The organism is Enterobacter sp. 50588862, assembly GCF_001462935.1.
In the GTDB taxonomy this organism is placed as follows: Bacteria; Pseudomonadota; Gammaproteobacteria; order Enterobacterales; family Enterobacteriaceae; genus Enterobacter; species Enterobacter bugandensis.
The window spans coordinates 516,258-538,603 of the sequence record NZ_LNHM01000028.1 but is presented as its reverse complement, the minus strand read 5'-3'; the positions used below and the strand labels follow the sequence as shown (position 1 = coordinate 538,603).

The window sequence follows — 22,346 nt, the reverse complement described above, 5'->3', positions numbered from 1 at the left end:
CACTCTTCAGAAGGATAAGACAATGCATCACTACGCACGCTGGCTTGAGCTAAAAGAAGAAAATCCGGGTAAGTATGCGCGAGACATCGCAGGGTTAATGAACATCAGCGAAGCGGAGCTGACCTTTTCCCGCGTGGGCCATGACGCCTGGCGACTGCGCGGCGAAATCCGCGATATCCTGGGCGCGCTGGAAGCCGTGGGTGAAACCAAGTGCATCTGCCGCAACGAGTATGCCGTTCACGAGCAGGTGGGCAGCTTCACCAACCAGCACCTGAACGGCCACGCCGGGCTGGTGCTGAACCCGCGCGCGCTGGATCTGCGCCTGTTCCTCAACCAGTGGGCGAGCGCGTTTCACCTCAGCGAAACCACCGCACGCGGCGAGCGACAGAGCATTCAATTCTTCGATCGTCAGGGCGATGCGGTGCTGAAGGTCTACACCACGGACAACACCGACCTCGCCGCCTGGGGCGACGTGCTGACCCGCTTTATCTTTGCCGATAACCCGCCGCTTGAGCTGAGCGCTGGGGATGTCCCGGCTCACGCCGAAAACGCGGATGCCGCGCTCGTGGACAAGGAGTGGCGCGCCATGACCGACGTGCATCAGTTCTTCAGCCTGCTCAAGCGCCACAATCTCAGCCGTCAGCAGGCGTTTCGCCTGGTGGGCGACGACCTGGCCTGTAAGGTGGAGAACAGCGCGCTGGCACAGCTGCTGGAAGCGGCACGCCGGGACGGCAACGAAATCATGGTCTTCGTCGGCAACCGCGGTTGCGTGCAGATCTTCACCGGCGCGGTGGAAAAAGTCGTGCCGATGAAAGGCTGGCTGAACGTCTTTAACCCTGCCTTTACCCTGCATCTGCTGGAGGAGACGATTGCAGAGAGCTGGGTGACGCGCAAGCCAACGGCTGACGGCCACGTCACCAGCCTGGAGCTGTTTGCCGCCGACGGCACGCAAATCGCCCAGCTTTACGGCCAGCGTACCGAAGGTGAGCCGGAGCAGAGCCAGTGGCGCAGCCAGATTGACGCCCTGACGCCAAAAGGGCTGGCCGCATGAAAACGTGGTTAGCCCTGCTGAGCGCCCTGCCTCTGGTGGCGTTTGCCGCCGCGCAGGAGAAAATTGTCGCCCTTGGCGGCGACGTGACGGAGATTGTCTACGCGCTTGGCGCGCAGTCTTCGCTGGTCGCGCGCGACAGCACCAGCCAGTGGCCGCAGGCGGCAAACGATCTGCCTGACGTGGGATATTTACGCCAGCTTAACGCCGAAGGCATTTTGTCCATGCGCCCCACGCTGGTGCTGGCCAGCGACCAGGCGCAGCCGTCTCTGGCGTTGAAGCAGGTCGAACAAAGTCACGTCAGGGTAGTAACCGTTCCCGGCCGCAACGACCTGAGCGTCATTGACGAAAAGGTTCGGGTGATTGCCAACGCTACGCACCGTGAAGCCGAGGGGGAAGCCCTGCGCCACACGCTGCGTCAGGCGCTGGCGGCCCTGCCCTCCGCGCCCCTCAACAAGCGGGTGCTGTTTATCCTCAACCACGGGGGAATGACCGCAATGGCCGCCGGGCAGCAGACCGGCGCAGACGCCGCCATCCGTGCCGCCGGGCTGCAGAACGCGATGCAGGGATTCACCCGCTATCAGCCGCTGTCTCAGGAAGGGGTCATTGCCAGCCAGCCCGATCTGGTGGTGATTTCGCAGGACGGCGTGAACGCGCTGGGCGGCGAAGAAAACCTGTGGAAGCTGCCCGGTCTGGCGCAAACCCCGGCGGGACGGAACAGGCAGGTGCTGGCGATTGATGATATGGCGCTGCTGGGCTTCAGCGTGCGAACGCCGGATGCCATCCAGCAGCTGCGCGCCAAAGCGGAGCAACTGCCCTGATGTCCCGGCGGATCGCCTTGTCGTTGTGGATGCTGGCCGCGATCCTGAGCATCATGACGCTCACCGCGACCGGGTTTGGGGCACTGCACCTGCCGATCAGCCTGCTGTGGAGCGGCAGCGATGAGGCCATGCGTCAGATCTGGCTTACCATTCGCCTGCCCCGAGTACTGCTGGCGCTGGTGATTGGCGGAGCGCTGGCGCTGGCCGGCTGTGTGATGCAGGGGCTGTTCCGCAACCCGCTGGCGGACCCGGGTCTGCTGGGGATCAGCAGCGGCGCGGCGCTGGCGGTGGCGCTGTGGGTGGTCATTCCCGCCGCGTTACCTGCCCTGCTGATGCTGTATGCCCCGATGCTCGCGGCGTTCCTCGGTGCACTGGCCGCAACCGTTATTATCTTCCTGCTCAGCCAGCAGCGTCACGGCTCCCTGTCCCGCCTGCTGCTGGTGGGGATCGCCATCAACGCCCTGTGCGGCGCGGCCGTCGGGGTGCTCTCATGGCTCAGCAATGATGCCCAGCTTCGCCAGCTTTCCCTCTGGGGAATGGGCAGCCTCGGGCAGGCGCAGTGGTCCACCCTGCTGGCGGTAACGTCGCTGATGGTGCCCGCGGTGCTGATTATCTGGCGGCTGGCCGCCCCGCTCAACCTGCTGCAGCTGGGCGATGAAGAGGCGCACTATCTCGGGGTGGATGTCGCGATGGTACAGCGGATCCTGCTGCTGTGCAGCGCCCTGCTAGTTGCCGCGGCGGTAGCCGTCAGCGGCGTGATCGGCTTTATTGGCCTTGTGGTGCCGCACCTGATGCGCATGTGGCTGGGGGCCGACCACCGGGCCGTCGTACCCGGCTCGGTGCTGGCCGGTGCGCTGCTGCTGCTGGTTGCCGACACGCTGGCGCGCACCCTGGTCTCTCCGGCGGAGATGCCCGTCGGGTTATTGACCAGCCTTCTCGGCGCGCCGTGGTTCCTGTGGCTTATCTTTCGTCGCGGAGGTACGCATGGCTGAACGCTATTGTGCAGAGAAGATTTTCTTTCACGCCGGGCAGCGGACGCTGATCGACGATGTGTCGCTTACCCTCTCTCAGGGTGAGCTGGTCGCCCTGATTGGCCCCAACGGTGCCGGGAAATCGACGTTATTGCGGCTGCTTACCGGCTATCTCAAGCCCGCAAGCGGACGCTGCACTCTGGCCGGAACGCCGCTTGCGGACTGGCCGCCGGATACCCTCGCGCGCTACCGGGCGGTGATGCGCCAGAATACTCAGCCCGGATTCGACTGGCCGGTGGACGCGGTGGTCGGTATGGGACGCGCGCCCTGGACTCGCTCCCCTGAAGCGTCGGTAGTTGAGGAAGTGATGGCGATAACGGGCTGTCTACCGCTGGCGGGCAGACGCTATTCGACGCTCTCCGGCGGCGAGCAGCAGCGGATCCAGCTCGCCCGCGCGCTGGCCCAGCTCTGGTGCGACGGAGCCCCGCGCGGCTGGCTGTTTCTTGATGAGCCCACCTCTGCGCTGGATCTCTACCACCAGCAGCATCTGCTGCGCCTGATGAGATCCCTGACCCGTCGGGGTCATCTCCACGTGTGCGTGGTGCTGCACGATCTCAATCTGGCGGCGCTGTGGGCGGATCGCATTCTGCTGTTGCACAACGGCAGGCTGGTCTCCAGTGGCACACCGGAGGACGTGCTGCAGGCCGGGACGCTGGCGCGCTGGTACGGCGCGCAGGTGCGCGTCGGCAGCCATCCGGATCACCCCGTACCGCAGGTATTTCTCGCCCCGTGAGCGGGCTGGTAAAAATCCTTCAACGTTTCCAGCAGGGCATGCGCCGCTTTAGAGAGCTGCGTGTGCCCCGGATGGATTGCTCCGATGCACTTTTCAATGGGCGGATTATCCAGCGGTATACAGACCGCGCCCAGCGCCGTCATCTGCGCTTCGCAGAGCGCCGGTACGGCACTGCCGCCCAGCCCGCTGGCGACCATGCGACCTACCGTCACCAGCTGATGACTCTCCAGCGCCACGTCCAGCTTTCTGCCGCTTCGGGCCAGCTCCTCCTCCATCATCAGACGTACCGCCGACGGGCGCTGCAGGGTAATAAAATCCAGCGTCAGTAGCTCTTCCCAGGCCAGCCGCTTTTTGCCCGCCAGCGCGGAGTCCTTCGGCACAATGGCGACAAACCTGTCGAGCCCCAGCGGCGTAAACAGCAGGTTGTGCGTGGGGGCCGGCTCAAAGGCGATCCCCATCTCAACCCGCCCTTCCCGCACCATCTCAATCACCTGCTCGTTAATGACGTCATGCACGGTGACGTTGATCCCGGCGTGGCGATCGCGAAACGCCTTGAGCACTTCCGGTAAAACGTTGGCGGCAAATGACGGCATCGCCGCGACCGAGATTTTGCCGCGCTGCAGGGTAAAGCACTGGTGCATCGCCTCCTCCACGTTATCCCAGTCGGCAAGCAGCTGCCGCGCCATCGGCAGAAACGTCTCCCCTTCCTGCGTGAGGGCAACCTTGCGCGTGCTCCGCTGCAGCAGCGGGCCGCCGAGCGCGTCTTCCAGACTTTTAATCGTCAGGCTCAGGGCCGGCTGGGAGAGATTTAAGCGTTCGCTGGCGTGCGCGAAATTGAGAGTGTGAGCTACCGCTAAAAACGCGCGTAACTGTTTGACACTCATTCTCATTTTTCATCCTGTTAACTAATTGAAAAGAATTAGTTAACAGGAAATTAATAAGAAAACCAAATGAGTGGGTCACAAATTCAAAATTAACAAATGAGTCGCCGCCCCTAATGATACCGGCACGGTTAACGGGAGGGATGACTATGGCAGGACTGGATAAGCGCGTCGGCAGCTATGCGCAGGCGCTGGACGGGCTGACGGACGGAATGACCTTGCTGGCGGGCGGCTTCGGCCTGTGCGGCATTCCGGAGAACCTGATTGCGGAGGTCAGACGCCGTCAGGTGAGAGATTTGACCGTGGTGTCAAACAACTGCGGCGTGGATGGATTCGGCCTGGGGATACTGCTCGAAACGCGGCAGGTTCGCAAAGTGGTGGCCTCTTACGTCGGCGAGAACGCGCTGTTTGAGCAGCAGGTGCTGAGTGGCGAGCTGGAAATTGAGCTTACGCCGCAGGGCACGCTGGCGGAAAAGGTGCGCGCGGGCGGGGCCGGTATTCCGGCGTTTTATACGGCCACCGGCTACGGCACGCCCGTGGCGACCGGCAAGGACGTGCGCCAGTTCGCGGGGAAGCACTACATCCTCGAGGAGGCGATCGTCGGCGACTTCGCGCTGATCAAGGGCTGGAAAGCGGACTGGTACGGCAACGTCATCTATCGCCATACCGCGCAAAACTTTAATCCGCTGATGGCAACGGCGGGCCGGATCACGGTGGTGGAGGTGGAAGAGATTGTTCCGCCGGGTGAACTGCCCCCGTCGGCCATTCACACCCCGGGAATTTACGTCGACAGGCTGATTGTCGGCCAGTTTGAAAAACGCATTGAGCAGCGCACCCTGCGTGCGCAAGGAGTGTGACGATGTTAACCCGTGAACAGATGGCCATGCGCGTCGCCCGCGAGCTGCGTGACGGTTATTACGTCAACCTGGGGATCGGCATCCCTACCCTGGTGGCGAACTACATTCCGGATGGGATGGACGTGATGCTGCAGTCGGAAAACGGCCTGCTGGGGATGGGGGCTTTTCCCGACGAGCAGACCCTTGATCCTGACATGATCAACGCCGGTAAACAGACCGTGACCGCGCGGACCGGTGCGGCCATTTTCGACTCGGCCCAGTCGTTTGCCATGATCCGCGGCGGCCACGTGGACCTGACCGTGCTGGGCGCATTTGAAGTGGACGTGGAGGGCAACATCGCCTCGTGGATGATCCCCGGGAAGATGGTGAAGGGCATGGGCGGCGCGATGGATCTCGTTGCCGGGGCGCAGAACATCATTGTGGTGATGACCCACGCCTCAAAGAGCGGTGAGTCGAAGCTGCTGCCGCGCTGCACGCTGCCGCTCACGGGCGCGGGCTGTATCCGTCGGGTCCTGACCGATCTCGCGCTGCTGGAAATTCAGGACGGCGCGTTCATCCTGCGGGAATACGCCCCGGGCGTCAGTATTGACGAGATCGTGCGTAAAACGGCAGGGAAAATCATTGTGGCGGACGACGTGCGCGAGATGCGCTTCACCTGAGGGGTCAGCATGAAAAAGGTCATGATTGTCGGGGCAACGCGAACCCCCATTGGCAGTTTTCGCGGATCGCTCTCGTCCCTTTCTGCGGTTGAGCTTGGGGCCGTCACGGTACGGCACCTGCTGGAGAACAGTGGTCTCAGCGCCGAACAGGTAGATGAAATGATTTTCGGCCAGGTGCTGACGGCCGGATGCGGGCAAAACCCCGCCCGCCAGACGGCCATCGGCGCCGGATTGCCCGTCAGCACGCCGGCGACCACCGTCAACCTGGTGTGCGGCGCGGGCTTAAAAGCGGTCCAGCTCGCCGCCCAGGCGATCCGCTGCGGCGACGCGGAGGTGGTTATCGCCGGCGGTCAGGAGAGCATGAGCAACGCCCCATATCTGCTGGACGGCGCACGTGCCGGGCTACGTTTCGGGCATGCGGGCCTCAAGGACAGCATGATTACCGACGGCCTGTGGGACGCATTCAACGATTACCCCATGGGGATCACCGCAGAAAACGTCGCCCGCGAGTATGACATTTCCCGCGAGCAGCAGGACGCCTTCGCCGCCCGCTCGCAGCAAAAAGCGGCGTCCGCCATTGAGTCCGGCCGGCTTGACGCCGAGATAGCGCCGGTGACGGTGAAACAGGGTAAAAAGCCGCTGCTGGTTATTGATCGTGACGAACAGCCCCGACCAGGCACTACTGCAGAGCAGCTTGCGCAGTTGCGCCCCGCCTTTTTGCACGAGGAAGGCACCGTCACGGCGGGGAATGCCTCCACGCTCAACGACGGTGCCGCCGCGGTGCTGCTGATGAGCGAGGAAAAGGCGCGGGAGAGCGGATTGCCTGTCCTTGGCCGCATCGTGAGTTACGCCGTGACGGGCGTTGACCCGTCAGTAATGGGCATGGGCCCGGTCAGCGCCTGCCGGACGGCGCTGGCGCGGGCGGGCTGGACGCTCGACGAGGTGGATCTCATTGAAGCCAATGAAGCCTTTGCCGCCCAGGCGCTGGCGGTGGGCCAGCAACTCGGCTGGGATGAGCGCAAGGTCAACGTTAACGGCGGTGCCATCGCCCTGGGCCATCCGATTGGTGCTTCCGGCTGCCGAATCCTCGTGACCCTGCTGTACGAAATGCAGCGCCGTGACGTCAAAAAAGGGCTCGTCACCCTGTGCGTAGGCGGCGGACAAGGCATTGCCCTGACCGTCGAGCGTTAAACCTCTCGTTGGTACCCGAATAATAAGTAAAGTGAGGAGTCATAATGAGTGTGTTAATGGCCCTGGCGGCGCTGGCACTGCTGATGCTGGCGGCCTACCGCGGATACAGCGTTATTTTGTTTGCGCCGATCGCGGCGCTCGGTGCCGTGCTGCTGACCGATCCGGGGGCCGTCGGCCCGACGTTTACCGGCCTGTTTATGGAAAAGATGGTGGGCTTCGTCAAGCTCTACTTCCCGGTGTTCCTGCTGGGTGCGGTGTTTGGCAAGCTGATTGAGCTTTCCGGCTTCTCACGCTCCATCGTCGCCGCCGCAATCCAGATCCTCGGGCGTCGACACGCCATCCCGGTGATTGTCCTGGTGTGCGCGCTGTTAACCTACGGCGGCGTTTCGCTGTTCGTGGTGGCGTTTGCGGTGTACCCGTTTGCTGCCGAGCTGTTTCGCCAGAGCGGTATCCCTAAACGGCTGATCCCGGCCACCGTGGCGCTGGGGGCATTCTCGTTTACCATGGACGCCCTGCCCGGCACGCCGCAGATCCAGAATATCATCCCCACCAGCTTCTTCGGCACGAACGCCTGGGCGGCCCCGTGGCTGGGGCTTATCGGCTCTCTGTTTATTATCGTCTTTGGCCTGCTCTGGCTGGAGCGCCAGCGCCGGAAGGCGCTCAATAATAATGAAGGTTACGGCACGGATCTGAAAAATGAACCCGAGACGCCGGATAACATTAATCTCCCGCATCCGCTGATTGCTATCTCCCCGCTGCTGGTGGTGGGCATACTGAACCTGCTGTTTACCCGCTGGATCCCCGGCTGGTACGGCGTGAGTCACGAGCTTACCCTGCCCGGCCTGGCGAAACCGATTGTGACCGAGGTGGGCAAGATCACCGCCATCTGGGCCGTGGAGGCGGCGCTGATCGCCGGTATCGTGCTGGTGCTGATTTTTGGCTTTCGCAATATCCGGGGGCGTCTGGCTGAAGGCAGCCGAACGGCGGTGAGCGGAGCCATTCTGGCGGCGATGAATACCGCCTCGGAATACGGTTTCGGCGCGGTTATCGCGGCGCTGCCTGGGTTCCTGGTGTTATCCAAAGCGCTGGCGGCCATTCCGAATCCGCTGCTAAATGAGGCCATCAGCGTGACCGTGCTCGCGGGGATCACCGGTTCGGCATCCGGCGGGATGAGTATTGCCCTTGCCGCCATGTCCGACTCGTTTGTCGCCGCCGCCCATGCGGCCAATATTCCGCTTGAGGTGCTGCACCGCGTGGCCTCGATGGCAAGCGGCGGGATGGATACCCTTCCCCATAACGGCGCGGTGATTACCCTGCTGGCTATCACCGGCCTGAGCCATCGCCAGGCCTACGGCGGCATTTTCGCTATCACCATCATTAAAAGTCTGGCAGTACTTTTTGTCATTGCCGTGTTCTATCTGACCGGCATTGTGTAAGGAGAGAAAAATGAATCTGAACGGTAAAACCGCCCTGGTAACCGGCTCAACCAGCGGCATTGGTCTGGGGATCGCCCGCGTGCTGGCGAAGGCAGGCGCGCAGCTGATCCTCAACGGCTTCGGCGACAGCGCATCGGCACGGGAAGAGATTGCGCAACTGGGCAAAAAGCCGGGCTATCACGATGCGGATCTGCGGGACGTATTGCAGATTGAGGCCATGATGCGCTACGCCGAATCGCAGTTTGGCGGCGTGGACATTCTTGTGAACAACGCCGGGATCCAGCACGTGGCCCCGGTTGACGCCTTCCCGGTAGAGAAATGGAACGACATTATCGCCATTAATCTTTCCGCGGTGTTTCACACCAGCCGGCTGGCGCTGCCGGCCATGCGGGATAAAAACTGGGGGCGCGTCATCAATATCGCCTCCGTTCACGGGCTGGTCGCCTCGAAAGAGAAATCGGCCTACGTTGCGGCCAAGCACGGCGTGGTGGGCTTTACCAAATCCCTGGCGCTGGAAACCGCCCGCACGGGTATTACCGCCAATACTATCTGCCCCGGCTGGGTACTGACCCCGCTGGTGCAGCAGCAAATCGACAAACGTATCGCGGACGGCGTACCGCCGGAGCAGGCTCGCGAACAGCTTCTGGCGGAGAAACAGCCTTCAGGGGAGTTTGTTACCCCGGAACAACTGGGCGAACTGGCGCTATTTTTGTGCAGCGACGGCGCCGTGAACGTTCGCGGCGCCGCGTGGAATATGGATGGCGGCTGGGTTGCTCAGTGATGAACAGGCCGGGTAAGGCAACGTCGCCGCCCGGCTAAATCGCTAGCTTGAGCAGCTGACCTCCAGCCGCTTGCCCCAGTCGGGCGGGCGGCTGACATAGTCATCATCCCGGTCGGCAAACGGCGTGCGCAACGCCAGGTGCAGACGGTGTAGCTCGTCGTACTCCCCCTGCTCTGCCTGCTCAATCGCCCGCTGCGCCAGCCAGTTGCGTAATACCATCGCGGGATTCGCTGCGTTCATCTGCGCCTGACGGGTAGCGTCGTCTACGTGCTCCTGCTGCAGCCGCGTGCGGTACTGTGCAAACCAGTCGTCAAACGCCTGACGGTCAATAAACTCGTCGCGCAGCGGCGAGGCGGCGCTGTGCTGCTCCGTCTGGCCCAGCATTCGGAAGGTGCGGGTGTAATCGCTCCCTTCACGCGCCATCAGGGCAAACAGGCCGTTGAGGATGTCGTTGTCGCCCTTCTCCTGGGTCATCAGCCCCAGCTTGTTACGCATCAGCGTGCCGTATTCCCGCAGCAAAAGGTCCTGATAGCTGTCGAGCGCATCGTTCAGGGCATCAACGTCAATAAACGGCGATAAGGTTTGTGCGAGCCGCTGGAGGTTCCACAGCCCAACCGCCGGCTGATTATCAAAGCTGTAACGCCCCTGATAGTCGGAATGGTTGCAGATATACCCCGGCTGATAATCGTCCAGGAAACCAAACGGACCGTAATCAAAGGTCAGGCCGTGAATCGACATATTGTCCGTGTTCATGACCCCGTGAGCAAAGCCCACCGTTTGCCAGCGCGCAATCATCGTGGCGGTACGGGCAACCACGTCCCGGAACCAGAGAACGTATTTATCCGCCTCATCCTGCAGATGCGCCCAGTGGTGGCAAATGGCGAAGTCCGCGAGCTGGCGAACCTTGTCCGGCTCGCGGCGATAGTAAAAGTGCTCAAAATGACCAAAGCGGAGATGGCTTTGCGCTATGCGCATCAGCATCGCCCCCTTTTCCACCGTTTCGCGCGTCACCGGCGTGTCGCTGGTGACGATCGACAGCGCGCGGGTGGTGGGAATCCCCAGCGTATGCATCGCTTCGGATGCCAGACTTTCGCGTATCGTTGACCGCAATACCGCGCGCCCGTCGCCCATTCGTGAGTAAGGGGTAAGACCTGCGCCTTTCAGATGCCAGTCAACCGTCTCCCCGTTGGGAAGCCGTTGTTCGCCGAGCAGGATCCCCCTGCCGTCACCCAGCTGCCCCGCCCAGACGCCAAACTGGTGTCCGCTATAGACCTGAGCCAGAGGCTGCATACCGGGGAGAAGCGTCTCGCCTCCCCAGACGCCAGCACTGTCTGAACGCTGAAACAGATCGGGCGGAATGGCCAGCTCATCGGCCAGCCGATCGTTATGCCAGATAAGACGTGAATTATGTAACGGTGTTGGTTTGAGTGCGGTGTAAAAGCCAGGCAACTCGTCATGCCAGTGAGCAGTAAAAGACAGGGTCATAAGTCCTCCTGCCTTTAGTGTAGAGGGTTTACCCGGACTTAAACACGGGCGAAAGGCAGGGTTATCGCTGCTGAACGAGCGTCGTGACATGCTCCGCCGAGACGGCTGGCCAGAGCGCACCCTGCATGGCACCAAAATTGAAGGACAGAACGCGCTGCAGCAAACCGTGGTCGTCAATGCCGGAGACGATCACCGACTGGCAGTGCGGCGTTATTTGCCAGAGGATCGCGCGCATAAAAGGCTCGAAAGAAAGCTCAGAAGCACGCTGCTGGATGAATCCTTTATCAAGAATAACCCGTTTAAATAATCCATCATAGACAGCCTTGAGCGATGCAGCACCGGCTCCAAAGTTTGCCAGCACCAGCGGAAAATGGATCGCCATTCTTGCCAACTGCAGATCGTCCTTTCCGTTATTTAAACCTGGATAGTTCTCATTAACAGTAAACTCAAGAAACGGATAACGCTCAAGAATTGAAACAGCATTCCCATTACTTAATAAAAACTCAACAATTGCTGGTGTAATATTGATCCATGCAATTAACTGATGCTGAATAAAAAACAGTTTACAGGTATCAAGCAATTGCAGTTTTTCGTTAAACAGCACTAACTCCTCTGCCGCTGAAAGCCGAGGGATAACGAGCTCAGTGGGGATCCTCACATCGGTGCCGACGCCAGTAAAGTTAACCAGTATTTCTAAACCTTTTAGCTCACCTGCGCTATTACGGGCAGGCAGAAGCATCAGTTCAGACTGGTAAGCATTATCTAGCGTAATAATCATTGCACTCGCCCCGCATTAAAGATGAGAGAGGACATCCTGGAGCAATTGCTGACACAATTCCACTGTCTTGATTTTAATAAGTTTAATTTCATTAGTTCCGTATTAATTTTCAGATTTATCCCTGAATCTAAAATAATCTTATCCTGGTTACTGAATAATAGCCAGTTTTAGATAAAACAGACACATAAGGATGTTGCTAATTTAGGTAAATTTAACTTTAATCAGCTTATTTGAGAAAAACGGCATGGTTTAATAGTTACCATGCCGACATAAGAAACGTGTTCGGGCAGTCTAAATACGTCGCGCCTGCCAGAAATTTTTACGCCAGTACACGTTATCGAGAGAAGAGCGCATCACGCCGCGGCTGGTAGAGGCATGAATAAACTGATTGTCTGTATCATATATCCCAACATGCAGGCCGCTTTCTCCCGATCCGGTTTTGAAAAAGACCAGATCACCGGGAAGGAGATCGTCTTTATCAATTTCAGTGCCTATTTCCGCCTGCTTGCGCGTGTCTCGCGGAAGCTGTAAATCAAACTTGTCACGAAACGTCATCAGGACAAAGCCTGAGCAGTCCACCCCACCGCGGCTCATGCCGCCGTAGCGATAAGGCGTGCCGCGCCAGTTGCTCAGCTGATCGTTAAGGCTGGCAATAACGGTGATAGAATCCGATAGCCGCGGATTAGGCGGCGGTGCACGATGGCTGCTGCATCCCGCAAGAAAGAGTGCCGCCACGAAGAGAAACCAGAATCGCATTTTCAGACGAATCCTCTGCTTTTATTGTTCTTTTGGTAATTTAGCGTGCAATTGTGTTCACAGGCAAGAAACGGTTACTCCTGCCCGGTAGAAATCAGCATCTTATGTCCCTCTATATCCAGCCTGCGGAACGACATGTTGTAGGCGCGGGCAAGATTTGGCGGCGTAAGGACCCGATCCCGCGTACCGCTGGCGATCATCCTGCCGCGCGACAGAAGCCACACGCGATGGGCGTGACGTAACGTATGGTTAAGATCGTGGCTGCTCATCACTACGGCGATACCTTTTCTGCTCAGAGCGCTTAGCAGGTTATCCAGCGCCGCCTGCTGGGCAACATCCAGACCGCTCATCGGTTCATCCAGCAGCAGCATCCTCCCGTGAGGATTGCCCGCGGGATGGATCTGCAGAATGACCGCCGCCAGACGCACCCGCTGCCATTCCCCCCCGGAAAGCTGGCTGGCATGCCGGGACAGTTTATCTTCCAGCCCTAACGCCGCAGCCACTTCCTCCAGCAGTGCCGTATGCTGTTTGTCGTGCAGATGCAGCATCAGATAATGCCAGACCGGCATCGCAAAAGGCGGTACCTGCTGCTGCACCAGGTAGCTGCGCCGGTGGGCCAGCGAGGCGGGTGACCAGTCGACCAAAGCATGTTCCAGCAGCGTAATCTGCCCTGGCCCGGTGGTCAGCCCCGCCATCCGCGCCAGCAGCGTGCTTTTACCCGCGCCGTTTGGCCCGACGAGATGCAGGATTTCACCCGAATTGATGTCGCAGGTCACCGGCTCCAGACGCCCCTTCTCGGCGACGTCCGTGAGCTGCATCAGCAGCGACATTATTTCGCCAGCGCCAGCTTAATAGATTCCATGACGATCGGGTCCTCAGGCGTCATATCCGGCGAAAAACGCTGAACGACCTGGCCGTCACGGCCAATCAGGAATTTTTCGAAGTTCCACAGAATATCGTCCGGATAGAGCGGCGCGCGGCCTTTGCTGGCCATGCGCTCGTAAAAACCGCTCTCTTCCGGCGCAACGGCCTTCGGCGCGGCGGCAATCAGCTTCGCATACAGCGGATGGCGGTCTTCACCGTTGACGTCAATTTTGCTGAACATCGGGAACGTCACGCCATAAGTGGTACTGCAGAAGGTTTTGATCTCTTCTTCGCTGCCCGGCTCCTGGCCCAGGAACTGGTTGCACGGGAAGCCCAGCACGGTAAAACCGTCTTTCTCCCAGGCCTTCTGAATATTCTCCAGCTGCTCGTACTGCGGCGTCAGGCCGCATTTCGATGCCACGTTGACGATGAGCAACACCTTGCCTTTGTAGCTTTCCAGCGTGGTGTTATCCCCATCAATGGTGGTCACTTCGGTATTCAGGATATCTGACTGCATAGCATTTCCTCAGGTTGTCGATTTAACGTCCAGCTTTTAATAGTAGCCAGATAAAGACTGGCGCGCCCAGCGTTGCGGTCACCACGCCAACAGGCAATTCTGCGGCCGTCAGGGCGAGACGGGCGATGATGTCGGCCACCAGCAGCGTGGCTGCCCCGGCAACCGCCGAGGCCGGAAGCAAGGTTCGATGATCCGTGAAGCCGCAAAGACGCAGCATGTGCGGAATGACCAGCCCAATAAAGCCAATCGCCCCCGCCAGGGCCACGCTCACGCCTACCAGCCAGCCAATGGCAATGACCAGTACGTTACGCCAGAAACCAATCGGCATGCCGAGCTGGCGGGCTGAGGTTTCACCCAGCGCGAGCATATTCAGCGGCTGGGCCTGCAGCGCAGCCCACGCGATGACCGGCACCAGCAGCGCCATTAGCCAGCCCTGGTGCCAGTCGACGCCGCCAAAGCCGCCCATCATCCAGTACATGAGCTGACGCAGGTCAAAGGAGGTCGAGAAGTAGACCGCCCAGGTCATCAGCGCGCTACAGATGATCCCCAGCGCCACGCCGGCAAGCAGCAGCCGGCTGGTCGACAGGTGCCGTCTGGCAAAGCGAAGAAGAATGACTGTGATTAGCAGTGCGCCGAGAATGGCGCTCAGGCTAATGCTCCAGCCGGAGAGTTCTCCCCCGCCCAGCATCACCGCCGCAATCAGCCCGACGCCTGCACCGTTCGACACCCCCAGCAGGCCGGGCTCCGCCAGTGGGTTTTCGAACAGCGCCTGCATAATGGTGCCAGACAGCGCCAGCGCGGCGCCGACCAGGATCACCGCGACGGTGCGCGGCAGGCGAATTTGCCAGACGAAGAGCTGCCCGTCAGGCCCCAGCCAGCTTTCAGGCCCGATCCAGCTGTCGCCTGCGCAGAGGCTAATACCCGCGGCAAGAATAAGCAGCAGCGCCAGCAGAAGCAGGCGACGCCGATCGGAACGGTGCTGGCGATGAGCATAATCAAGCATGTGTACGGTTTGTTAGCGAGTGATGTATTTGATTTTACGGCGTGTTTGCCGGAGAGCGCAAAGAAAAAAGGCCGCGTGGGCGGCCTTTTTGGTTAGTTCATATTACTCTGCTTTAGGCGTTGCGTTTTCGACGCGGCTCTTTAACTTCTGGCCGGGTCTGAAGGTCACCACGCGGCGGGCTGTAATGGGAATATCTTCCCCCGTCTTCGGGTTACGGCCCGGACGTTGGTTTTTGTCTCGCAAATCAAAATTGCCAAAACCGGAGAGTTTTACCTGCTCACCATTTTCCAGAGCACGACGGATCTCTTCGAAAAACAGCTCTACCAGCTCTTTGGCATCCCGTTTGCTAAGCCCAAGCTTATCAAACAGATATTCTGACATTTCAGCTTTTGTAAGCGCCATAGGTTCAATCCCTCAATGATGCCTGGAATCGCTCTTTTAATGCCTCTACACATTTGGCGACGGTAGCGGCAATCTCCTCTTCTTCGAGTGTACGGCTGGTATCCTGAAGGATAAGGCTGATAGCGAGGCTCTTGAAACCTTCTGCTACGCCCTTGCCGCGGTACACGTCAAATAAGTTTACGCCAACTACCTGATTTACGCCAACTTTCTTACATTCGGCCAAAATATCTGCTGCGGGCACGTTTTCAGCGACCACAACCGCGATATCACGGCGGTTCGCCGGGAAGCGGGAGACGTCCTGCGCCTGAGGAATGACGCGGTCTGCAACCGGGCTCCACTCCAGCTCGAACACGATGGTACGGCCGTTCAGGTCCAGCTTACGCTCCAGCTCCGGGTGGACAACGCCAATGAAACCAACGCGTTTGCCGTCTAAATAAATCGCCGCGCTCTGGCCCGGATGGAGCGCAGGAATCGCTTCCGCGCGGAATTCAATTTCAGATAATTTACCGGTCAGATCCAGAATCGCTTCCAGATCGCCCTTCATATCGTAGAAATCAACCGTGCCTTTTGCCAGGTCCCAGTGCTCTTCATAGCGGTTACCGCTGATGGCACCAGCCAGCATGAGATCCTGACGGATGCCTAAATTTGCCTGATTATCCGGCACAAAGCGTAAACCGCTTTCGAAAATGCGCACGCGGTTTTGCTGGCGGTTCTGGTTGTAAACGATAGTCCCCAGCAGGCCCGTCCACAGGGACAGACGCATCGCGGACATTTCGCTGGAGATTGGGCTTGGCAGGATCAGCGCTTCCTGACCCGGATGGATCAGCTGCTGCAGCTTAGGATCAACGAAGCTGTAAGTGATCACTTCCTGGTAGCCTTTGTCGTTCAGCATGGTTTTCACACGCTTCAGGGACAGGTCGGCTTCACGGTGGGTGCCCATCACCAGACCCGCCTGCACAGGCTCGTCAGGGATGTTGTTGTAGCCGTAAACACGGGCCACTTCTTCCACCAGATCTTCTTCAATTTCCATGTCGAAACGCCATGACGGCGCAACGGCCTTCCACTCGTCCTGACCTTCGGTCACTTCGCAGCCCAGGCGCGTCAGGATGTCGGTCACCTGCGCGTCGGCAACGTGGTGACCAATCAGGCGATCCAGCTTGCTGCGGCGCAGGGTAATGGTCGCACGCTTCGGCAGGGTCGCTTCGTTGGTGACGTCGATAACCGGGCCCGCTTCGCCGCCGCAGATGTCGATCAGCAGGCGGGTTGCACGCTCCATCGCTTTGTACTGCAGCGCCGGGTCAACGCCGCGCTCGTAGCGGTGAGACGCGTCGGTGTGCAGGCCATGACGGCGCGCGCGGCCGGTGATGGAGAGCGGGCTGAAGAACGCACATTCCAGCAGGACGTTTTGCGTTTCGTCATTGACGCCAGAGTGTTCGCCACCAAAGATACCGCCCATCGCCAGCGCTTTGCTGTGGTCAGCAATCACCAGGGTGTCGGCGTTCAGTTTGGCTTCTGTGCCGTCCAGCAGCACCAGGGTTTCCCCCTCTTTCGCCATGCGCACAACGATGCCGCCGTCGATACGATCTTTATCGAACGCGTGCATCGGCTGGCCCAGTTCCAGCAGAACGTAGTTAGTGACGTCAACCACAGCGTCGTTTGAGCGGATACCGCAGCGGCGCAGCTTCTCTTTCATCCAAAGCGGGGTTGGCGCTTTAACATTAATGCCTTTTACCACGCGACCGAGGTAGCGCGGGCAGGCATCAGCAGCGTCAACCTGAATCGGTAGCACGTCACTGATGGTCGCTTCAACCGGCACAATCTCCGGCGCGTTGAGTTCGGTCTGGTTCAGTACGGCCACGTCGCGCGCCACGCCGATGATACCTAAGCAGTCGGCACGGTTTGGCGTGACACTGATTTCGATAGTATTGTCATCAAGCTTCAGGTATTCACGGATATCGGTGCCAACTGGCGCATCCAGCGGCAGCTCGATGATGCCGTTGTGGTCGTCGGAAATACCCAGCTCGGAGAAGGAGCACAGCATGCCTTCAGACGGCTCACCGCGCAGCTTGGCCGCTTTGATTTTGAAATCACCCGGCAGTACGGCACCGACGGTCGCCACGGCCACCTTCAGGCCCTGACGGCAGTTTGGCGCACCGCAGACGATGTCCAGCAGACGGTCGCCGCCTACGTTCACTTTTGTCACGCGCAGTTTGTCAGCGTTAGGGTGCTGGCCGCACTCGACCACTTCACCCACCACGACGCCGTTGAAGGCACCGGAAACCGGCTCAACGCCGTCAACTTCCAGGCCCGCCATGGTGATCTGGTTGGAAAGCGCTTCGCTGTCCAGCGTGGTGTTAACCCATTCGCGTAACCACAGTTCACTGAATTTCATTGTTCTGTCCTGCCCTTATTTAAACTGTTTGAGGAAACGCAGATCGTTTTCGAAGAATGCACGTAAGTCGGTCACGCCGTAGCGCAGCATGGTCAAACGCTCCATGCCCATGCCGAAGGCAAAGCCGGAGTATACTTCCGGATCGATACCCACGTTGCGCAGCACGTTTGGATGCACCATGCCGCAGCCCAGCACTTCCAGCCATTTGCCGTTTTTACCCATCACGTCAACTTCCGCAGACGGTTCGGTGAACGGGAAGTAGGACGGACGGAAACGAACCTGCAAATCTTCCTCAAAGAAGTTGTTCAGGAAATCGTGCAGCGTGCCCTTCAGGTTGGTGAAGCTGATGTTTTTATCAACAATCAGACCTTCCATCTGGTGGAACATTGGGGTGTGGGTCTGATCGTAGTCGTTACGATACACGCGGCCCGGCGCGATGATGCGGATTGGTGGTTCCTGATCCTTCATGGTACGGATCTGAACGCCAGAGGTCTGGGTACGCAGCAGACGCGTCGCGTCAAACCAGAAAGTGTCGTGGTCAGCGCGTGCCGGATGATGGCCAGGAATGTTCAGGGCGTCGAAGTTGTGGTAATCATCTTCGATTTCCGGGCCAGTCGCCACGGTAAAGCCGAGCTCACCGAAGAAACTTTCAATACGATCGATAGTACGAGTAACCGGATGCAGACCACCGTTTTCAATACGGCGACCCGGCAGAGAAACGTCGATGGTTTCTGCCGCAAGACGCGCGTTTAGTACCGCGCTCTCCAGCTCGGCCTTACGCGCGTTCAGCGCCTGCTGAACCTGCTCTTTGGCTTCGTTAATCACCGCACCCGCTGCCGGGCGTTCTTCTGGCGGCAGTTCACGCAGGGTTGTCATTTGAAGGGTCAGGTGCCCTTTCTTCCCAAGATATTCGACGCGGACATTGTCTAACGCGGCAACATCTGAGGCCTGATTAATGGCGGCTGTTGCACTGGCAACCAGCTCTGCGAGATGTGACATGATTTTCCTCATTATGTCGGTGCAGACACCGATTTGGTGGAGTTATTCTCTCAAATTCAGGCACAAAAAAAGCCTCCATCGGGAGGCTTATCTGGCGCTGTTTTTCGTTTCATCTTTCACGCGCTAGCCTCCTGGAGTCAGGTGCTAAAGTAAAAGAAGAAGCGGAAAATAGCAGCATTCATGCTTGCGTTACCTTGTTGGGTAAAAACCGGTAAGACCTTATTGAAAAGCCTGCACGGATAAATGTCAATCTTCTGATGGTGTTAAATGAAAAGAGGGAGCCAGGCCCCCTCTCTCAACTGGCTTATGCCAGTGCTGCTTTCGCTTTTTCGACCAGAGCGGTGAACGCTACTTTGTCGAATACTGCGATGTCAGCCAGGATCTTACGGTCGATTTCAACAGAGGCTTTTTTCAGGCCGTTGATGAATTTGCTGTAAGAAATACCGTTCTGACGTGCTGCTGCGTTGATACGCGCAATCCACAGTTGACGGAACTGACGCTTACGCTGACGACGGTCACGGTAAGCGTACTGACCTGCTTTGATAACAGCCTGGAAGGCAACGCGGTATACGCGTGAACGCGCACCGTAGTAGCCTTTAGCTTGTTTCAAAATTTTCTTGTGACGTGCACGTGCAATTACACCACGTTTTACGCGAGCCATATGTGCTCTCCTGTATCTATATTCTTAGTAAAAAATTAAACGTTAACGGCTTATGCGTACGGCAGGCACGCGATAACCAGACCCAGATCGCCTTTAGAAACAAGGCCTTTTGGACGCAGGTGACGTTTACGCTTAGTAGATTTTTTGGTCAGAATATGACGCAGGTTTGCGTGCTTACGCTTAAATCCACCACCACCGGTTTTTTTGAAGCGCTTAGCAGCACCGCGTACGGTCTTAATTTTTGGCATCTTAATAACTTCCACTTCGCATTGTTAAATAAACGAAACATAGGCGAACAAAACCTATGAAACCCGAAGGCTCCACAGATTTTGCTGCTTGAAGGCCTTACTGTTTCTTCTTAGGAGCGAGCACCATGATCATCTGGCGGCCTTCGATCTTCGTAGGGAAGGATTCGACTACTGCCAGTTCACTCAGATCGTCACGGACGCGGTTAAGCACTTCCATACCAATCTGTTGGTGGGCCATCTCACGACCGCGGAAACGCAGCGTGATCTTGGCCTTATCGCCATCTTCCAGAAAGCGAATCAGGCTGCGGAGTTTTACCTGATAATCGCCATCGTCGGTACCAGGACGGAATTTGATTTCCTTAACCTGGATAACTTTTTGCTTCTTCTTCTGTTCCTTAGAAGACTTACTCTTTTCATAAAGGAACTTGCCGTAGTCCATGATACGACAAACTGGCGGTTCGGCGTTAGGGCTGATTTCAACTAAATCTACTCCAGCTTCTTCAGCCTTTTCGATCGCTTCTCTCAGACTCACAATCCCCAGCTGCTCGCCTTCCAGACCTGTTAAGCGAACTTCCTGGGCGCGAATCTCGCCATTGATACGATTCGGACGTGCCGTTTGAACTCGTTTTCCGCCTTTAATACCTTATTCCTCCAGTTGTTGAAGACTGCGGCTGCGAATCTCTTGTTGCAGCTTCTCAATCACTTCACTTACGTCCAGGCTGCCCAGGTCTTTACCACGGCGGGTGCGAACGGCAACTTTGCCTGCTTCCACCTCTTTATCACCACAGACCAACATATACGGGACACGACGTAAAGTGTGCTCGCGGATTTTAAAGCCAATCTTCTCATTTCTCAAGTCTGCTTTTACGCGAATGCCCGCATTTTGTAGTTTCTGCGTCAATTCTTTAACGTAATCTGCCTGAGAATCGGTAATGTTCATCACCACGACCTGCACTGGCGCAAGCCAGGTTGGGAAGAAGCCCGCGAACTCTTCGGTCAGGATGCCGATGAAGCGCTCCAGAGAACCGAGAATAGCACGGTGAATCATGACCGGTACCTGACGCTCGTTGTCTTCGCCAACATAAGAGGCGCTTAAACGCTGCGGCAGGGAGAAGTCCAGCTGTACAGTACCGCACTGCCATGCGCGATCGAGGCAGTCATACAGGGTAAATTCAATTTTCGGACCGTAGAATGCGCCCTCGCCCAGCTGGTATTCGAACGGAATACCGTTCTCTTCCAGCGCTACGGCGAGATCCGCTTCTGCGCGATCCCAGGTCTCATCGCTACCGATACGTTTTTCCGGACGCGTTGAGAGTTTGACCACGATCTTCTCGAAGCCAAAGGTGCTGTACATATCGTAGACCATACGAATACAGGCGTTAACTTCATCACGAACCTGATCTTCAGTACAGAAGATATGCGCATCATCCTGCGTAAAGCCACGCACGCGCATCAGACCGTGCAGCGCACCCGATGGCTCGTTGCGATGGCAGCTACCGAACTCCGCCATACGCAGCGGCAGGTCGCGGTAGGATTTCAGACCCTGGTTGAAGATCTGAACGTGCCCCGGGCAGTTCATTGGCTTGATGCAGTATTCACGGTTCTCGGACGAGGTGGTGAACATCGCATCTTTGTAGTTGTCCCAGTGGCCGGTTTTTTCCCACAGCACACGGTCCATCATGAACGGGCCTTTCACTTCCTGATACTGGTACTCTTTCAGCTTGGAACGTACGAACGTTTCCAGTTCACGGAAGATAGTCCAGCCATCGTTATGCCAGAACACCATACCCGGCGCTTCTTCCTGCATGTGGTACAGGTCAAGCTGCTTACCGATTTTACGGTGGTCACGCTTCGCGGCCTCTTCCAGGCGCTGCAGGTACGCGTTCAGGGCTTTCTTATCCGCCCACGCGGTACCATAGATACGCTGCAACATCTTGTTGTTGCTGTCGCCACGCCAGTAGGCGCCAGCGATCTTCATCAGTTTGAAATGATGACAGAAGCGCATGTTCGGCACGTGCGGTCCACGGCACATGTCGACGTATTCTTCGTGATGGTACAAGCCAGGCTTGTCATCATGAGCAATGTTTTCATCGAGAATAGAGACTTTATAGCTCTCGCCACGCTTGACGAAGGTTTCACGCGCTTCGTGCCAGCTGACTTTCTTCTTGATGACGTCATAGTTGGTCTCGGCGAGCTCGTGCATACGTTTTTCGAGCGCGTCGATATCTTCCTGGGTCAGGGTGTGGTCAAGATCAACGTCGTAGTAGAAACCGTTGTCGATAACCGGACCGATCGCCATTTTGGTGTTTGGCCACAGCTGCTTGATAGCATGACCCAACAGGTGTGCGCAGGAGTGACGAATGATCTCCAGACCTTCTTCGTCTTTCGCGGTGATGATTGCAAGCGTCGCATCGTTTTCAATCAGATCGGACGCATCAACCAGCTCACCGTTCACACGGCCGGCGATGGTCGCTTTCGCGAGGCCAGGACCGATGTCCAGGGCGACATCCATAGGGCTAACAGCGTGGTCGAAATGGCGTTGGCTGCCATCAGGAAGAGTAATTACAGGCATTTTATATCCTTATTTGCAGTGATGCCCCACACATAAGAGCATATACAAAGAAAATAATCGTGATTTGACAATAGATTACGACACCATCTGACCAACAATCGTCAAATTGGTTCGTCATCATGCACCTGCCGAATTCAGATTAATGCGGATTTACGGCAAGCGACGTAATGTTAACACTATCAGCAAGGAGATTGCACCCTCTGCAGCCAGAATGATGGGCTGGCACGTAGC

General features: G+C 57.9%; 24 protein-coding genes and 1 other annotated feature. Of the genes, 9 read left to right on the top strand and 15 right to left on the bottom strand.

The window, feature by feature from the left end:
- The first annotated feature begins 22 nt into the window (after nucleotides 1-22).
- The 4 genes from chuS to APT89_RS15480 are packed head-to-tail and all read left to right on the top strand — an operon-like array spanning nucleotide 23 to nucleotide 3,633.
- A complete protein-coding gene (gene chuS, locus APT89_RS15495) occupies nucleotides 23-1,051 on the top strand; it encodes a hematinate-forming heme oxygenase ChuS (RefSeq protein ID WP_045630149.1) in 1,029 nt (342 codons plus the stop codon).
- Nucleotides 1,048-1,869: a heme/hemin ABC transporter substrate-binding protein gene (locus tag APT89_RS15490; RefSeq protein ID WP_028012830.1), complete on the top strand. Its 822-nt coding sequence runs from the start codon at nucleotides 1,048-1,050 to the stop codon at nucleotides 1,867-1,869. Before chuS ends, APT89_RS15490 begins: the two co-directional genes overlap by 4 nt.
- On the top strand, nucleotides 1,869-2,861 hold the full coding sequence (locus APT89_RS15485; RefSeq protein ID WP_060572877.1) for a FecCD family ABC transporter permease: 993 nt from the start codon (nucleotides 1,869-1,871) through the stop codon (nucleotides 2,859-2,861). The genes APT89_RS15490 and APT89_RS15485 overlap by 1 nt, the downstream gene beginning before the upstream one ends.
- Nucleotides 2,854-3,633, top strand: a complete 780-nt coding sequence (locus APT89_RS15480) for a heme ABC transporter ATP-binding protein (RefSeq protein WP_041910427.1) — start codon at nucleotides 2,854-2,856, stop codon at nucleotides 3,631-3,633. Before APT89_RS15485 ends, APT89_RS15480 begins: the two co-directional genes overlap by 8 nt.
- Here APT89_RS15480 and APT89_RS15475 read toward each other — a convergent pair.
- The gene (locus tag APT89_RS15475) at nucleotides 3,600-4,523 is read right to left on the bottom strand and encodes a LysR family transcriptional regulator (protein ID WP_032644866.1); all 924 of its coding nucleotides are present in this window, start codon (nucleotides 4,521-4,523) and stop codon (nucleotides 3,600-3,602) included. The two genes, APT89_RS15480 and APT89_RS15475, sit on opposite strands and share 34 nt — an antisense overlap.
- A gap of 140 nt (nucleotides 4,524-4,663) precedes the next feature.
- Here APT89_RS15475 and APT89_RS15470 point away from each other — a divergent pair, with 140 nt between their 5' ends.
- From APT89_RS15470 to APT89_RS15450, 5 genes are read left to right on the top strand one after another with little or no spacing between them, the layout of a single operon-like run.
- Nucleotides 4,664-5,371, top strand: a complete 708-nt coding sequence (locus APT89_RS15470) for a CoA transferase subunit A (protein WP_028012827.1) — start codon at nucleotides 4,664-4,666, stop codon at nucleotides 5,369-5,371.
- 2 nt (nucleotides 5,372-5,373) lie between these two features.
- Nucleotides 5,374-6,030, top strand: coding sequence for a CoA transferase subunit B (locus APT89_RS15465; RefSeq protein ID WP_041910432.1), 657 nt, complete (start codon nucleotides 5,374-5,376; stop codon nucleotides 6,028-6,030).
- A gap of 9 nt (nucleotides 6,031-6,039) precedes the next feature.
- Nucleotides 6,040-7,221 (top strand): acetyl-CoA C-acetyltransferase, encoded by a 1,182-nt coding sequence (locus APT89_RS15460; RefSeq protein WP_060572875.1) that lies wholly within the window; start codon nucleotides 6,040-6,042, stop codon nucleotides 7,219-7,221.
- Nucleotides 7,222-7,262: 41 nt separating this feature from the next.
- Nucleotides 7,263-8,657, top strand: coding sequence for a GntP family permease (locus tag APT89_RS15455; RefSeq protein WP_204376006.1), 1,395 nt, complete (start codon nucleotides 7,263-7,265; stop codon nucleotides 8,655-8,657).
- A 10-nt stretch (nucleotides 8,658-8,667) separates the two neighbouring features.
- Nucleotides 8,668-9,438, top strand: coding sequence for a 3-hydroxybutyrate dehydrogenase (locus APT89_RS15450; protein ID WP_028012823.1), 771 nt, complete (start codon nucleotides 8,668-8,670; stop codon nucleotides 9,436-9,438).
- Between the two features lie 42 nt (nucleotides 9,439-9,480).
- On the opposite strand, the gene selO is transcribed toward APT89_RS15450, so the two are convergent.
- The 14 genes from selO to thrS all read right to left on the bottom strand — a co-directional run bounded on the left by selO (nucleotide 9,481) and on the right by thrS (nucleotide 22,115).
- Nucleotides 9,481-10,923 (bottom strand): protein adenylyltransferase SelO, encoded by a 1,443-nt coding sequence (gene selO / locus APT89_RS15445; protein WP_060572871.1) that lies wholly within the window; start codon nucleotides 10,921-10,923, stop codon nucleotides 9,481-9,483.
- A gap of 61 nt (nucleotides 10,924-10,984) precedes the next feature.
- Nucleotides 10,985-11,701 (bottom strand): EAL domain-containing protein, encoded by a 717-nt coding sequence (locus APT89_RS15440; RefSeq protein WP_041910441.1) that lies wholly within the window; start codon nucleotides 11,699-11,701, stop codon nucleotides 10,985-10,987.
- 291 nt (nucleotides 11,702-11,992) lie between these two features.
- The gene (locus APT89_RS15435) at nucleotides 11,993-12,457 is read right to left on the bottom strand and encodes a C40 family peptidase (protein ID WP_028012820.1); all 465 of its coding nucleotides are present in this window, start codon (nucleotides 12,455-12,457) and stop codon (nucleotides 11,993-11,995) included.
- Nucleotides 12,458-12,531: 74 nt separating this feature from the next.
- Entirely contained in the window at nucleotides 12,532-13,287 is a 756-nt protein-coding gene (btuD, locus tag APT89_RS15430; protein WP_047365453.1) for a vitamin B12 ABC transporter ATP-binding protein BtuD, read from the bottom strand.
- Nucleotides 13,287-13,838: a glutathione peroxidase gene (locus tag APT89_RS15425; RefSeq protein ID WP_028012818.1), complete on the bottom strand. Its 552-nt coding sequence runs from the start codon at nucleotides 13,836-13,838 to the stop codon at nucleotides 13,287-13,289. Before APT89_RS15425 ends, btuD begins: the two co-directional genes overlap by 1 nt.
- A 22-nt stretch (nucleotides 13,839-13,860) precedes the next feature.
- Nucleotides 13,861-14,841, bottom strand: a complete 981-nt coding sequence (gene btuC / locus APT89_RS15420; protein WP_041910447.1) for a vitamin B12 ABC transporter permease BtuC — start codon at nucleotides 14,839-14,841, stop codon at nucleotides 13,861-13,863.
- Nucleotides 14,842-14,943: 102 nt separating this feature from the next.
- The gene (gene ihfA / locus APT89_RS15415; protein WP_003857805.1) at nucleotides 14,944-15,243 is read right to left on the bottom strand and encodes an integration host factor subunit alpha; all 300 of its coding nucleotides are present in this window, start codon (nucleotides 15,241-15,243) and stop codon (nucleotides 14,944-14,946) included.
- A 4-nt stretch (nucleotides 15,244-15,247) separates the two neighbouring features.
- Nucleotides 15,248-17,635, bottom strand: coding sequence for a phenylalanine--tRNA ligase subunit beta (gene pheT / locus APT89_RS15410; RefSeq protein WP_047365455.1), 2,388 nt, complete (start codon nucleotides 17,633-17,635; stop codon nucleotides 15,248-15,250).
- A 15-nt stretch (nucleotides 17,636-17,650) separates the two neighbouring features.
- Nucleotides 17,651-18,634, bottom strand: a complete 984-nt coding sequence (gene pheS, locus APT89_RS15405) for a phenylalanine--tRNA ligase subunit alpha (RefSeq protein WP_010426091.1) — start codon at nucleotides 18,632-18,634, stop codon at nucleotides 17,651-17,653.
- Between the two features lie 62 nt (nucleotides 18,635-18,696).
- Nucleotides 18,697-18,821, bottom strand: a sequence feature (Phe leader region).
- A complete protein-coding gene (pheM, locus tag APT89_RS24425) occupies nucleotides 18,772-18,816 on the bottom strand; it encodes a pheST operon leader peptide PheM (protein WP_001386830.1) in 45 nt (14 codons plus the stop codon). Its footprint overlaps the feature before it by 45 nt.
- Nucleotides 18,822-18,938: 117 nt before the next feature.
- Nucleotides 18,939-19,295: a 50S ribosomal protein L20 gene (gene rplT / locus APT89_RS15400; RefSeq protein WP_000124850.1), complete on the bottom strand. Its 357-nt coding sequence runs from the start codon at nucleotides 19,293-19,295 to the stop codon at nucleotides 18,939-18,941.
- 50 nt (nucleotides 19,296-19,345) lie between these two features.
- On the bottom strand, nucleotides 19,346-19,543 hold the full coding sequence (gene rpmI / locus APT89_RS15395) for a 50S ribosomal protein L35 (protein WP_003030583.1): 198 nt from the start codon (nucleotides 19,541-19,543) through the stop codon (nucleotides 19,346-19,348).
- Nucleotides 19,544-19,640: 97 nt separating this feature from the next.
- Nucleotides 19,641-20,183 (bottom strand): translation initiation factor IF-3, encoded by a 543-nt coding sequence (gene infC / locus APT89_RS15390; RefSeq protein WP_023616141.1) that lies wholly within the window; start codon nucleotides 20,181-20,183, stop codon nucleotides 19,641-19,643.
- 3 nt (nucleotides 20,184-20,186) lie between these two features.
- Nucleotides 20,187-22,115 (bottom strand): threonine--tRNA ligase, encoded by a 1,929-nt coding sequence (gene thrS, locus APT89_RS15385; RefSeq protein ID WP_028012814.1) that lies wholly within the window; start codon nucleotides 22,113-22,115, stop codon nucleotides 20,187-20,189.
- Nucleotides 22,116-22,346: the final 231 nt, after the last annotated feature.